Annotated in this window: 13 protein-coding genes; 9 read left to right on the top strand and 4 right to left on the bottom strand. The window is 61.4% G+C overall.

Annotation, left to right across the window (positions count from 1 at the left end; all coding sequences use genetic code 11):
• Positions 1-8 precede the first annotated feature (8 nt).
• Positions 9-635, bottom strand: a complete 627-nt coding sequence (locus AB4O16_RS09155) for an alanyl-tRNA editing protein (protein ID WP_460157574.1) — start codon at positions 633-635, stop codon at positions 9-11.
• Between the two features lie 89 nt (positions 636-724).
• On the opposite strand from AB4O16_RS09155, the gene AB4O16_RS09150 reads away from it, so the two are divergent.
• Entirely contained in the window at positions 725-1,723 is a 999-nt protein-coding gene (locus AB4O16_RS09150; protein WP_460157573.1) for a LysR family transcriptional regulator, read from the top strand.
• A gap of 214 nt (positions 1,724-1,937) precedes the next feature.
• Here the strand turns inward: AB4O16_RS09150 and AB4O16_RS09145 are convergent, their stop codons facing one another.
• Positions 1,938-2,345, bottom strand: coding sequence for a PA2817 family protein (locus AB4O16_RS09145; protein WP_150754013.1), 408 nt, complete (start codon positions 2,343-2,345; stop codon positions 1,938-1,940).
• Positions 2,346-2,419: 74 nt separating this feature from the next.
• Complete coding sequence (locus tag AB4O16_RS09140; RefSeq protein ID WP_460157572.1) at positions 2,420-4,867, bottom strand: acyl-CoA dehydrogenase; 2,448 nt, start codon at positions 4,865-4,867, stop codon at positions 2,420-2,422.
• A gap of 250 nt (positions 4,868-5,117) precedes the next feature.
• Here AB4O16_RS09140 and AB4O16_RS09135 point away from each other — a divergent pair, with 250 nt between their 5' ends.
• The 4 genes from AB4O16_RS09135 (at position 5,118) to AB4O16_RS09120 (ending at position 8,285) form a co-directional block, all read left to right on the top strand.
• Positions 5,118-5,777, top strand: a complete 660-nt coding sequence (locus AB4O16_RS09135; protein ID WP_460157571.1) for a transglutaminase-like domain-containing protein — start codon at positions 5,118-5,120, stop codon at positions 5,775-5,777.
• A gap of 43 nt (positions 5,778-5,820) precedes the next feature.
• Entirely contained in the window at positions 5,821-6,444 is a 624-nt protein-coding gene (locus AB4O16_RS09130) for a glutathione S-transferase family protein (RefSeq protein ID WP_460157570.1), read from the top strand.
• 132 nt (positions 6,445-6,576) lie between these two features.
• A complete protein-coding gene (locus AB4O16_RS09125) occupies positions 6,577-7,509 on the top strand; it encodes an ABC transporter ATP-binding protein (protein WP_108215331.1) in 933 nt (310 codons plus the stop codon).
• Entirely contained in the window at positions 7,506-8,285 is a 780-nt protein-coding gene (locus AB4O16_RS09120; RefSeq protein WP_160387325.1) for an ABC transporter permease, read from the top strand. Before AB4O16_RS09125 ends, AB4O16_RS09120 begins: the two co-directional genes overlap by 4 nt.
• Before the next feature lie 85 nt (positions 8,286-8,370).
• Here AB4O16_RS09120 and AB4O16_RS09115 read toward each other — a convergent pair whose 3' ends face one another.
• Positions 8,371-8,886: a DUF2062 domain-containing protein gene (locus AB4O16_RS09115; RefSeq protein WP_160387327.1), complete on the bottom strand. Its 516-nt coding sequence runs from the start codon at positions 8,884-8,886 to the stop codon at positions 8,371-8,373.
• 135 nt (positions 8,887-9,021) lie between these two features.
• Here AB4O16_RS09115 and AB4O16_RS09110 point away from each other — a divergent pair, with 135 nt between their 5' ends.
• The 4 genes from AB4O16_RS09110 (at position 9,022) to lpxK (ending at position 13,425) form a co-directional block, all read left to right on the top strand.
• The gene (locus tag AB4O16_RS09110) at positions 9,022-11,256 is read left to right on the top strand and encodes a DNA internalization-related competence protein ComEC/Rec2 (RefSeq protein ID WP_460157569.1); all 2,235 of its coding nucleotides are present in this window, start codon (positions 9,022-9,024) and stop codon (positions 11,254-11,256) included.
• 98 nt (positions 11,257-11,354) lie between these two features.
• Positions 11,355-11,990, top strand: coding sequence for a MotA/TolQ/ExbB proton channel family protein (locus AB4O16_RS09105; RefSeq protein ID WP_150717462.1), 636 nt, complete (start codon positions 11,355-11,357; stop codon positions 11,988-11,990).
• Positions 11,987-12,415, top strand: coding sequence for an ExbD/TolR family protein (locus AB4O16_RS09100; RefSeq protein ID WP_160387331.1), 429 nt, complete (start codon positions 11,987-11,989; stop codon positions 12,413-12,415). The genes AB4O16_RS09105 and AB4O16_RS09100 overlap by 4 nt, the downstream gene beginning before the upstream one ends.
• Positions 12,415-13,425, top strand: coding sequence for a tetraacyldisaccharide 4'-kinase (lpxK, locus tag AB4O16_RS09095; protein ID WP_460157568.1), 1,011 nt, complete (start codon positions 12,415-12,417; stop codon positions 13,423-13,425). Before AB4O16_RS09100 ends, lpxK begins: the two co-directional genes overlap by 1 nt.

Raw genomic sequence — 13,425 nt, 5'->3', positions numbered from 1 at the left:
CCCGGTGTTCAGTCCACGTGGTAGTGGACGGACAGCGTGCCTTTCTTTTGCGAAAGAGCGTTGATCGTGACCGCGCCCAAATCTTTCAGGCTGCGAACGTGGGTGCCGCCGCAACCGTAGGCAGGCAGTTCGCCGAAACCGATTTCCCTGGCGCCTTCACGCAGCGAGGTCAGGCGCGGCAGGTCCTGGTCGATCCACTGGCCGATGCCATGCTCGATCGCCTGGGCCTCAACGTCCTGGGCTGAACTGCCCGGCTTGAATTGCACACGGCCTTCCCCAGGCCAGTGATGCGCCTTGATCGGCATCCAGCCCATGGCTTGTACAAAGTGGCCGATCAAATGCCCGGCTGAATGCATGCGCGTATTGAACAACCGGCGCTGCTCGTCGACGCGGATCTGCGTCATCCCGGTTTTTACCGGTTGGTCGACAAAATGAATGATCCGTTCGGGATCCTGCACCACTCGCAGTACCTGGCTTTCGCCGATCCAGCCAGTGTCACAAGGCTGTCCGCCGCCTTGAGGGTGGAACAGGGTAGCGCGCAGTACCACGGCAAATTCGTGTTCGCAGGGGGTGCATTCCAGGACTTCCACGTTGGCCTTGAGCTCATCACTATGGAAAAAAAGGCGCAGCGTCATATTCCAGGCTCGTATTGATAATCTGTTTTTATTATAGAAAGCCTGTAAATGCGTGATAATCCGGGCAAACATCAAAGGACTGTTGCGCTGTGAGCATAAATCTTCCGCTGCCGCTGCTGGGTGAAATGGCGATTTTCGTCAAGGTTGTCGAGACCGGCAGTTTTTCCGAGGCGGCTCGCCAGTTGGGTACTTCGCCTTCGGCGGTAAGCCGGAGCATTTCGCGTCTGGAAAAGGCGCTCGCCACGCGACTACTGCAACGAACCACGCGCAAGTTGCGCCTGAGCGACGGTGGCGAAGAGGTGTTCAAGCGTTGCCAGGAAATGGTCAATGCCGCCCGGTCAGTGATGGAGATCAGTGGTCAATTCACGGATGAGCCCGAGGGCCTGGTGCGTATCAGCGTGCCGAAAGCGGTGGGCCGGATCGTGATCCACCCGCACATGCCGGAGTTCTTGCGCCGTTATCCCAAGGTGGACGTGGAGCTGTTGCTTGAGGACCGCCAGGTCGACTTGATCGATGATCACGTCGACCTGGCGATTCGCATCACCGACCGGCCACCCGCGGGGCTGGTGGGGCGGCAGCTGCTGACCATCGATCATTTGCTGTGCGCCACTCCGCAGTATCTGGCCGAACACGGTACGCCGACTCACCCCCACGACTTGCTCAACCACAGTTGCATCTACCTGGGCGAAACCCCGAGCGATGCGCGCTGGAAATTCAAGAAAGGCAGCAAGACGGTCACCGTCGGCGTGCGTGGACGCTACGCCGCCAATCACACCGGCGTACGTTATGGCGCGGTGTTGCAGCACATCGGGATCGGCAGCCTGCCGTACTTCACCGCACGGCATGCATTGGAGAAGGGCTTGATGGTGCAAGTATTGCCGGACTGGACCTTCCTCGCGTCCTATCACGGCGGTGCCTGGCTGCTGCATTCGCCAACCCGCTACCTGCCGCCCAAACTGCGGGTGTTGATCGATTACCTGGTGGAGTGTCTGGCGAAGGAGCCGACGCTGGGCAAGCCCGGCAAGTCGAATGGGCCGGGCTGGTCGCCATCGGAGTATGAGCTGCCGGAAAGTGACGGCTTGTTCTGAACGAAAAGCAGGTTCTTCACGCAATCCTGGAAAACCGTAGGAGCCGGCTTGCCGGCGATGGACTCGAGTGCGCCGCGTTTACCCAGTCTGCACGCGTCATCGTTGACGTCCATCGCGAGCAGGCTCGCTCCTACAAGGGGCCGCGTGAGCTCCAAACCAAAAAAAGGCCCGCATGTTCAACCATGCGGGCCTTTTTTGCATGACCGATCGGGGATCAGTGCTTGCTGTCCTGGTTCGACAACGCCAGCAGCTGCTTTTCCTGATTCCAGTCGAAAGGTTCGTCGTTCTGTTCGGCTTCGAAGCGCCGCTCTTCCAGGGCCTGGTACAGGTCGATTTCATCATCGGGCATGTAATGCAGGCAGTCACCGGCGAAATACCACAGCAGGTCGCGTGGCACCAGATGGGCGATTTGCGGGTAGCGAGTGATGACCTGGCACAGGATATCCTGGCCCAGGTACTGGCTTTCGATCGGATCGATCGGCAGTGACGCGAGCAGTTCGTCGAAGCGCTCAAGGAACAAGGCATGACTTTCGTCGGGAACCTGCTCGGCCTCACCTACGGCGACCAGGATGCTGCGCAGGTGGTCGAGTAAAACGAGATGATCGGCAACGATGTTGGACACGAGATAAGTCCTCAAGAGCAAAACGGGCGCGGGAGTATAAAGCGCCCGCGCCCGTTTTTACATGTTTGAAGGGATCAGCGGACTTTTCCTGCGGCCAGTGTCAAAGCCTCTTGGTCAAAGTCATCGACATCGATCACCTTGCGCCGCGCCGCCTCGGCTTCACGCAGGGTTTGCGCTTCCACCGGCTGCAGCACGCCAGCCTCGAGCGCGGCATCGATCAGCGACTCGCCGGCCACCGTTTTGACCTGGCCGCTCTTGAGTGCCACATGCAGTTTTTTCTGCAGCGGCTGTGCCGCGCCCAGCAGATCGCAGGCGTGCTGCAATGCGCCGACCGGATCGTTGCTCGCTTGTGGGCGATAGCAGCCCAGAAGCAGTTCCTCCAGGGCCGGGTCGCCCTTGGCGCGGCCGATCAACGCAGCGACTTCGGCTCCGAGTTTGTCCGATGGCCCTTTGTGCCGGCGCCCGAACGGGAACACGATCACCCGCAACAGGCAGCCGACGACTTTGTTCGGGAAGTTGTTCAGCAGCTCATCCATGGCCCGTTCCGCCTGGCCCAGGCTTTCTTCCATGGCCCAGCTCACGAGTGGTGTCATGTACTGCGGTGAGTCGAGGTCGTTGTAGCGTTTGAGCGCGGCCGAGGCCAGGTACAGGTTGCTCAATACGTCACCCAGCCTTGCGGACAGACGCTCCCGGCGTTTCAGTGCGCCGCCCAGCAACATCATGCTGAGGTCGGCGAGCAGGGCGAAAGCAGCCGCCTGGCGATTGAGTGCGCGGAAGTAACCCTGGCTGAGCTTGTCGCCCGGGGTGTGTTCCAAGTGCCCGAAACCGAGATTCAGCACCAGCGTGCTGGCGGCATTGCTCACGGCAAAGCCGATATGTTTGAGCAGCAGGTCATCGAACTCTCTGAGCGCCTGATCCTTGTCTTCACGACCGGCCAGGGCCATTTCCTTGAGGACGAAGGGGTGGCAGCGAATGGCGCCCTGGCCGAAGATCATCAGGTTGCGCGAGAGAATGTTCGCGCCTTCGACGGTGATGAAGATTGGCGCGCCGTTCCATTTGCGCCCCAGGTAATTGTTCGGCCCCAGGATGATTGCCTTGCCGCCGTGCACGTCCATGGCATCGCTGATGCAGTCACGGCCGCGCTCGGTCAGGTGGTACTTGAGAATCGCCGACAGCACCGACGGTTTCTCGCCCAGATCGACCGCGTTGGCGGTGAGCATGCGGGCGGCGTCCATCATCCATGCGTTGCCGCCGATGCGGGCCATGGCTTCCTGAATGCCTTCGAAAGCGGCAATCGGAACATTGAACTGCTCGCGAATCTGAGCGTATTGGCCCGTCACCAGGCTGGTGAACTTGGCCATGCCGGTGCCCACCGCCGGCAGGGAAATCGAACGTCCGACCGACAGGCAATTCATCAGCATCATCCAGCCTTTGCCGAGCATTTCCTGGCCACCGATGAGGAACTCCAGCGGGACGAACACGTCCTTGCCGGAGTTCGGGCCGTTCATGAACGCCGCGCCCAACGGCAGATGCCGGCGGCCGATCTCGACACCGGCGGTGTCGGTCGGAATCAGCGCCAGGCTGATGCCCAGGTCTTCCTTGTCGCCCAGCAGGTGATCCGGATCGTAGGCCTTGAAGGCCAGGCCGAGGAGGGTAGCGACCGGGCCGAGGGTGATGTAGCGCTTTTCCCAATTCAGACGCAGGCCGAGCACTTCCTGACCCTCCCACTCACCTTTGCAGATCACTCCGGAGTCCGGCATGCCGCCGGCGTCGGAGCCGGCCAGAGGGCCGGTCAGGGCAAAGCACGGGATGTCGTCGCCGCGGGCCAGGCGTGGCAGGTAATGATGGCGTTGTTCGTCGGTGCCGTAATGCAGCAACAGTTCAGCCGGGCCGAGGGAGTTGGGGACCATCACGGTGGAGGCGAGGTCGCCGCTGTGGCTCGCCAGTTTCATCGCCACTTGCGAGTGGGCATAGGCGGAGAAGCCCTTGCCGCCAAACTCCTTGGGGATGATCAGCGCGAAAAAGCCGTTGTCCTTGATGAAGGTCCAGACTTCGGGCGGCAGGTCCATGGTTTGACCAAGCTGCCATTCATTGACCATGGTGCAGAGTGTTTCGGTCGGACCGTCGATGAAAGCCTGTTCTTCTTCGTTCAATTGCGCCTTGGGATAGGACAGCAGTTTGCTCCAGTCCGGGCGACCGCTGAACAGTTCACCGTCCCACCACACCGTGCCGGCGTCGATGGCGTCGCGTTCGGTTTGCGACATCGGCGGCAGGGTCTTCTGGAACCAGCTGAACATCGGTGCACTGAACAATTTTCGACGCAGGTCGGGCAGCAGCAGTGGCGCGGCGACGGCGGCGATCAATACCCATAAAACCAGCAGCAACCAGCCCGGCGCGCGACTGAACGCGCCCATCGCCACGACATAGACGGCCACGATGACCAGGGCGGGCAGCGGGGCCATGCGACGGTGGGCCAGATAAGCAATCCCGACCAGCAGAACCAGTATCCACAACAGCAGCATATTCATTCCTCCGTGAAACCAGGGCGAACCAACCCTCGAAGCTTAGACGGCATCCGCAAAAGAGGCTGGTTAGAGCGATGTGATCGGAATCGCGGGGGATCCCGGATGATTTTCCTGCGGCAGATGGCGCCGCACGCGTGGCAAAAGCGTTTGTCGAGCGAGCGGCAAAGCGCCCAATTTTGGCCGAAACGTCGTTATCTCTGTGCTCAAGTGCTCGCTAGACTCGGGGCTTCCCCAGGAGATTGTTCTCATGCACGAGTATCTGAGCCCCGGCCGCTTCATCGATAGTGACCACCCGTCCGTGGTGGAGTTCGCCGAAAAACACCGAGGCGCCAGTCGCGATCCGCTTGAGCAGGCGATCAGTCTCTATTACGCCGTGCGCGAAGCGGTGCGCTACAACCCGTACACCTTCAGTCGCGATCCACAGACCCTGCGCGGCAGTTATGCGCTGGCCGCCGGCGAAAGTTACTGCGTGCCCAAGGCCACCTTGCTGGCCGGTGCCGCGCGGCACTGCGGGATTCCTGCGCGGATCGGCCTGGCGGACGTGCGCAACCACTTGTCGACGCCACGGCTGCTTGAATTGCTCAAAAGCGACATGTTCGCCATGCACGGCTACACCGAATTTTATTTGCAGGGTCGCTGGATCAAGGCGACACCGGCGTTCAACCGCAAACTCTGCGACCTGTTCAATGTGGCACCGCTGGAATTCGACGGGATCAACGACAGCGTTTTTCATCCCTACAACCGCGATGGCGCGAAGCTGATGGAGTACCTGGTCGATCATGGCCAGTTCGCCGACGTCCCTGAAGCGTTCTTTTTCGAGCATCTGGAAAAATGCTATCCGCACCTGTTCGGTGAGCAGCAGCAACCGCTGCTGGGTGATATGCAGAGCGATTTGAGTCGCGCCTGATCCGGCGTATGCTGCCTGCCCACTTACCGAAAAAGAGGCGGTCATGCTGAAGATCTGGGGTCGGAAAAACTCGTCGAATGTCAGAAAACCATTGTGGGCCGCCGAAGAACTGGGACTGGCCTACGAGGCCATCGATGCCGGTGGCGCCTTTGGTGTCGTCGATACGCCCGAGTACCGCGCGATGAACCCCAACGGTCGGGTGCCGGTGATCGAAGACGATGGCTTCGTGTTGTGGGAGTCCAACGCTATCGTGCGTTACCTGATGGCCCGCCACGCCGCTGATACGGCCTGGTATCCGGCGGACCTGCAGACCCGCGCCACCGCGGACAAGTGGATGGACTGGACCACCTCGAGCTTTGCCGGCCCGTTCCGTACGGTGTTCTGGGGCGTATTGCGCACTCCGGCAGACCAGCAGGACTGGGCCGCCATCCAGGCGGCAATCAAGGAATGCGAGACACTGCTGGCGATGGCCGATCAGGCGTTGGCGAACACGCCTTACCTGTCCGGAGACGAGATCGGCATGGGCGACATTCCCCTGGGCAGTTTCATTTATGCCTGGTTCGAGATGCCGATCGAGCGCGCGCCGCAACCCCATCTGCAGGCCTGGTACGCACGGTTGAAACAGCGTCCGGCTTACCAGAAGGCCGTCATGACCGCGTTGACTTAATACTCACTATCGACACGCTTGACTGTACTTGTGTGGCGGCGACAAGCACCATTGTGTCAGTTCGTTGCGGTTGTATTGTGCGCCGCCGCCCATACTTATCCCTTTCTTCCCTTCTTGGTGCGTAAATCAGATATGAGTTCCGCTCTGTCCATCCGGCAGCTAACCAAAACCTACGGCAACGGTTTCCAGGCCCTGAGTGGTATCGATCTGGATGTCGCCGAAGGTGACTTTTTCGCCTTGCTCGGCCCCAACGGCGCCGGCAAATCCACAACCATCGGTATTCTCTCGACCCTGGTGAACAAGACCAGCGGCACCGTGAATATCTTCGGTCACGACCTGGACAAAAATCCTGCGCAGCTCAAGCGCTGCATCGGCGTGGTGCCTCAGGAATTCAACTTCAACCAGTTCGAAAAGACCTTCGACATCGTCGTGACCCAGGCCGGCTACTACGGCATCCCGGCGAAAATCGCCAAGGAACGCGCCGAACAGTACCTGACCCAGCTCGGCCTGTGGGACAAGAAGGACGTGCCGTCGCGTTCGCTGTCCGGCGGCATGAAGCGGCGCCTGATGATCGCCCGCGCGCTGGTCCATGAACCGCGCCTGCTGATCCTCGACGAACCGACTGCCGGGGTGGACATCGAACTGCGTCGCTCGATGTGGAGTTTCCTCACCGAGCTGAACCAGAAGGGCATCACCATCATCCTCACCACCCACTACCTGGAGGAGGCTGAGCAGCTGTGCCGCAACATCGGCATCATCGACCACGGCACCATCGTCGAGAACACCAGCATGAAGCAGTTGCTCAGCCAATTGCATGTGGAAACGTTCCTGCTGGACATGAAGAACACGTTGCAAGTGGCGCCGCAGTTGCTCGGCTACCCGTCCCGCCTGATCGACAGCCATACCCTGGAAGTCCAGGTGGACAAGTCCATGGGCATCACCGCGCTGTTCACCCAGCTGGCACAGCAGAACATCGAAGTGCTGAGCCTGCGTAACAAAACCAATCGCCTCGAGGAGTTGTTCGTGTCCCTGGTGGAGAAAAATCTGTCGAAGGTGGCGGTATGAGTTCCGAGCTGCGCCCCAACCTCATTGCCCTCAACACCATCGTTTACCGTGAAGTCCGGCGTTTCACCCGGATCTGGCCGCAGACCCTGCTGCCACCCGCGATCACCATGGTTTTGTACTTCGTGATCTTCGGTAATCTGATCGGTCGGCAAATCGGCGACATGGGTGGCTTCACTTACATGGAGTACATCGTGCCGGGGCTGATCATGATGTCGGTGATCACCAACTCCTACGGCAACGTGGTGTCGAGTTTCTTCGGCAGCAAGTTCCAGCGCTCCATCGAAGAACTGATGGTCTCGCCGTTGTCGCCGCACACCATCCTGATCGGCTACACCCTGGGTGGCGTGCTGCGCGGGTTGATGGTCGGGATTATCGTGACCCTGCTGTCGCTGTTCTTCACCCATTTGCAGGTGCATCACCTGGGCGTAACCGTTCTGGTGGTGGTGCTGACCGCGACGATCTTCTCACTGCTGGGCTTCATCAACGCCGTGTTTGCGCGCAACTTCGATGACATTTCGATCATCCCGACGTTCGTACTGACGCCGCTGACCTACCTGGGCGGGGTGTTCTATTCGATCTCGCTGTTACCGCCGTTCTGGCAGACCGTGTCGCTGGCCAACCCGGTGCTGCACATGGTCAACGCATTCCGCTATGGCATCCTCGGCGTGTCGGATATCCGCATCAGTATTGCGATTACGTTCATGCTGGTGGCGACCGTGGTGCTTTACCTCGGTTGTGCGCGGTTGCTGGTCAGTGGGCGCGGGATGCGTACCTGACCGTAGGAGCTGGCTTGCCAGCGATGGCGTCAGCCCGGACACCGCAAAAAAAACGGCCTCCCAAAATGGAGGCCGTTTTGCATTCTCACATCCGGCTCTTCTTGCGCCGCTTCCATTGCCTGGCCACCCACCAGCGCCAATACGCCATCACCAGGAAATAGGACAGCGCACCGAGTACCAGCCCCGTGACGACCGAACCCAACAGGAACGGTTGCCACAAGGTCGAGATTTCACCCGTGATCCATTCCCAGGTCAGCGAGTCCGGCAAATGCCGGGCGGGAACGTCCATCAACCAGGCACCGGTCTGGTAGGTGCAGAAGAATACGGCAGGCATGGTGATCGGGTTCGTCAGCCAGACCAGGCTCACGGCAATCGGCATGTTGCCGCGCACGATGATGGCGAGGATTGCCGCCAGCAACATCTGCAGGGGGATCGGCAGGAACGCCGCGAACAGGCCAACCGCCATGGCTCGGGCAACGGAGTGGCGGTTGAGATGCCACAGGTTCGGGTCATGCAACAGCGTGCCGAGAAAGCGTAAGGACTTGTGTTCCCTGATGCTCAACGGATCTGGCATGTAACGTTTGAATAAGCGCCGGGGCATAAGGCTTCTCGGTCGGTCAGGGTGGCAAGTATGTCTGGATTCCATGAACTGCCCATTCAGACTTTGTGACAATTATTAACGGCGTGTGCGCGACGGGCGGGCTAAGCCTTGGAGGGGACTCTCAAGGACGGGCTTATGCGCACAGGGATGATGGCGCTGGCGTTGGGTCTGTTGACCTTGCGTTTTTTACCGGCATTACCGCCGGTCTGGTTGTGGCTGGCGATGCCGGTGGCGGGATTGATGTTGCTGCCGTTCAGGACGTATCCGCTGGCGTTTTACCTGTTCGGCTTGAGTTGGGCCTGCGCGAGTGCGCAGTGGGCGCTGGATGACCGGTTGCCGCCGGCGCTGGACGGGGAGACCCGCTGGATCGAAGGGCGGGTCACAGGCTTGCCCCGGTATGACGACGGTGTGGTGCGATTCGAAATGGCCGACATCGAGTCCCGGCGTACCCGGCTGCCGCGACAAATGCGCCTGGCCTGGTATGGCGGGCCGACCGTGCAGAGCGGGGAGCGCTGGCGTCTGGCAGTCAAGTTGAAGCGTCCGGTCGGGCTTCTCAATCCGCAGGCCTTCGACTACCAGGCCTGGTTGCTGGCGCAACGCATCGGGGCGACGGGGGCGGTCAAGTCAGGTGAACGTCTGGCTCCGGCCCAATGGGCCTGGCGCGATGGAATCCGCCAGCGCTTGATGATGGTGGATGCCCAAGGACGCAGCGGCGCGCTGACGGCGTTGGTACTCGGCGACGGCGCCGGGCTGAGTCGCGAAGACTGGCAGGTATTGCAGGACACCGGCACGGTGCATCTGCTGGTTATTTCCGGGCAGCACATCGGATTGCTGGCGGGCGTTGTGTATCTGCTGATCGCCGGCCTGGCCCGCGTTGGCTGGTGGCCGAGCCGCCTGCCCTGGTTGCCTTGGGCGTGCGGCCTGGCATTCGCCGCGGCGCTCGGTTACGGGATGCTGGCCGGGTTCGGGGTGCCGGTGCAACGCGCCTGCCTGATGCTCGGCCTGGTGTTGTTGTGGCGTCTGCGCTTCCGCCATCTCGGTGCATGGTTGCCGCTGTTGCTGGCACTCAACGGCATTTTGCTGCTGGAGCCGCTGGCGAGCCTTCAGCCTGGTTTGTGGCTGTCTTTCGCGGCCGTGGCAGTCTTGATATTGACCTTCGGCGGCCGGTTGGGCCCCTGGCGTTGGTGGCAAGCCTGGACCCGCGCCCAGTGGCTGATTGCAATCGGCCTGTGCCCGTTGTTGCTGGCCTTGGGGTTGCCCATCAGCCTCAGCGGGCCGCTGGCCAACTTGTTCGCGGTGCCCTGGATCAGTCTGGTGGTCCTGCCACCGGCGTTGCTCGGAACCCTGTTGCTGCCGGTGCCCTACGTGGGTGAGAAATTGCTTTGGCTGGCGGGCGGCCTGATCGACGGGTGGTTCCGGGTGCTGGGGCTGGTCTCCGGTCAGGTTCCCGCGTGGATGCCCACGGCGGTCCCGTCATGGGCCTGGGTAATCGGTGCCATGGGCGCGTTTTTGCTCTTGCTGCCGCGAGGCGTGCCGATGCGTTCGTTGGGGTGGCCGATGTTGTTGATGCTGGTTTTTTCGCCCAGGCCGATGTTGCAGCCAGGCATGGCCGAAGTCTGGCAACTGGATGTCGGCCAGGGCCTGGCGATCCTGGTTCGCACGCGGCATCACACCTTGCTGTACGACGCCGGTCCGCGTTTCGGTGAGCTCGATCAGGGCGAGCGGGTGGTACTGCCGGCGTTGCGCAAACTGGGGGTGAAAGGCGTCGACCTGATGCTCATCAGCCACGCCCATGCCGACCACGCCGGCGGTGCCCGGGCGATTGCCAGGGGCTTGCCGGTGAACCGGGTGGTCAGTGGTGAACCGTCAGACCTGCCTGCGCAGTTGCAGGCCGAGCGCTGTGAAAGCGGTCGGCAATGGACCTGGGATGGCGTCGATTTCCAGCTCTGGCACTGGCCATTGGCCGGCGACAGCAACCAGAACTCTTGTGTCCTGCTGGTCGAGGCCAATGGCGAACGGTTGCTGTTGAGTGGCGACATAGACGCCGCCGCCGAGAGAGCCCTGCTGGGCAGTCCGTTGGCTGTCCCCATCGATTGGCTGCAGGCACCGCACCACGGCAGTCGCAGTTCATCGTCCGGGGCCCTGCTGGATGTCCTGCAACCCAAAGCTGCGCTGATCTCCCGCGGGCAGGGCAATTCCTTTGGCCATCCGCATGCGACGGTGATCGCGCGTTATCAAAAACGCGGAATGGCGATCTACGACAGCGCCGATCAAGGTGCCATTCGTCTGCAACTGGGGCGCTTCGAGGCGCCTTGGTCAATGCGTCAGGAACGGCGTTTCTGGCGCGATCCGCCGCCCCCGGAGCAATAACCGAGCGTTATGAACGCCCAGCCGGATGTGGCATCACGGACTTCGGTGCTTGCACCCCCTATGTTAGAGTGACGCACTTTTTCGAGGGGACTGTCACTGTGTGGGAATTGGTCAAATCCGGCGGCTGGATGATGCTGCCGATCATTCTGAGTTCCATCGCGGCCATGGCCATCGTTGCCGAGCGTCTCTGGACGCTGCGCGCCAGTCGCGTGACCCCGGAGCACTTGCTCGGGCAGGTCTGGGTCTGGATCAAGGACAAACAGCTCAATAAAGACAAACTCAAGGAACTGCGCGCCAATTCGCCTTTGGGCGAGATCCTTGCGGCCGGCCTGGCCAACTCCAAGCATGGTCGCGAGATCATGAAAGAGTGCATCGAGGAGGCCGCGCAACGGGTCATCCATGAGCTCGAACGCTACGTCAACGCCCTGGGCACCATTGCCGCCATGGCGCCATTGCTCGGCCTGCTGGGTACGGTGTTGGGCATGATCGATATTTTCAGCGCATTCACAGGCAGTGGCATGACCACCAACGCCTCGGTACTGGCCGGTGGTATTTCCAAGGCACTGATCACCACGGCTGCGGGCCTGATGGTGGGTATCCCTGCGGTGTTCTTCCACCGTTTCCTGCAACGCCGGATCGATGAACTGGTGGTCGGCATGGAGCAGGAAGCGATCAAGCTGGTCGAGGTGGTGCAGGGCGACCGTGATGTGGACCTGTCCGGGAGCAACGCGTGAAATTCCGCCGCAAACCACGGGAAACGGTGGACATCAACCTCGCGTCGCTGATCGACGTGGTGTTCATCCTGCTGCTGTTTTTCGTCGTGACCACCACCTTCACCCGTGAAACCCAGCTGCGCGTCGATCTGCCGGAAGCGGTCAGCGGCACGCCTGCCGATGATCAGGGCAAGGCTTTGGACATCACCATCAGTGCCGACGGTGTGTTCTCGGTGAACAACCAGATCCTGCCGAAAAGCGACCTGGCCTCGCTGATGGACGCACTGCAAAAGGAAGCCAACGGCGACACCAACCGGCCGCTGTCCATCAGCGCTGACGGCAAAACTGCGCATCAGTCCGTGATAACTGCCATGGATGCGGCCGGCAAACTCGGTTTCAGTCATTTGCGCATGACCACCATCGAGGCGGCGCCTCCCGCGCCCTGATGGCCATGTCCGATCGATTGCTCGCCGCGTGGTACGCAGGTCATCCGGCCCTGAAGCTGTTGCAGCCACTGGAATGGCTGTACCGGCGCGTGGTGATGAACAAGCGCAAGCGCTTTCTGGCGGGCGAGGGCGAGATCTATCAGCCGCCGGTGCCGCTGATCGTGGTCGGCAACATCACCGTGGGCGGCACCGGCAAGACGCCGCTGATCCTGTGGATGATCGAGCACTGCCAGCGCAGCGGCCTGCGGGTTGGCGTGGTCAGCCGCGGCTACGGCGCCAAACCGCCGCAATTGCCATGGCGGGTTGAAGCTGAACAAAGCGCCGACATCGCCGGCGACGAGCCGTTGCTGATTGTCCAGCGCACGGGCGTGCCGCTGATGATCGATCCCGATCGCAGCAACGCCGTCAGGGCGTTGCTGGCCAGTGAGCCGTTGGACCTGATCCTGTCCGACGACGGCATGCAGCACTACCGCCTGGCCCGCGACCTGGAGCTGGTGCTGATCGACGCCGCCCGGGGCCTGGGCAACCGCCGTTGCCTGCCTGCCGGGCCATTGCGCGAGCCGGTCGAGCGCCTGCAAAGCGTCGACGCGGTGCTCTATAACGGGGCTGCGACCGACCGCGAGGATGGATTTGCCTTTCAGTTGCAGCCCACCGCACTGGTCAATCTGCGCAGCGGCGAACGGCGCTCCCTCGAGCATTTTCCCGGCGGCCAGGCCCTGCACGCGGTGGCCGGCATCGGCAATCCGCAACGTTTCTTCAAGACCCTCGAAACGCTACACTGGCAGCCGGTTCCACATGCGTTTGCCGACCACGCCGAATACAGCGTGCAGGCTTTGAATTTCACGCCGTCGTTGCCTTTGGTGATGACGGAAAAGGACGCGGTGAAATGCCGTGCCTTTGCCGCCGCCGACTGGTGGTACCTGGCGGTCGATGCCGTGCCGTCACCGGCCTTCGTGGCCTGGTTCGACACACAGCTGATGCGCCTGCTGCCGGCTCGTTTGTTGCCTTAA

Source organism: Pseudomonas sp. S2_H10 (assembly GCF_054668285.1).
This window is presented reverse-complemented; position numbering and strand designations above follow the sequence as displayed.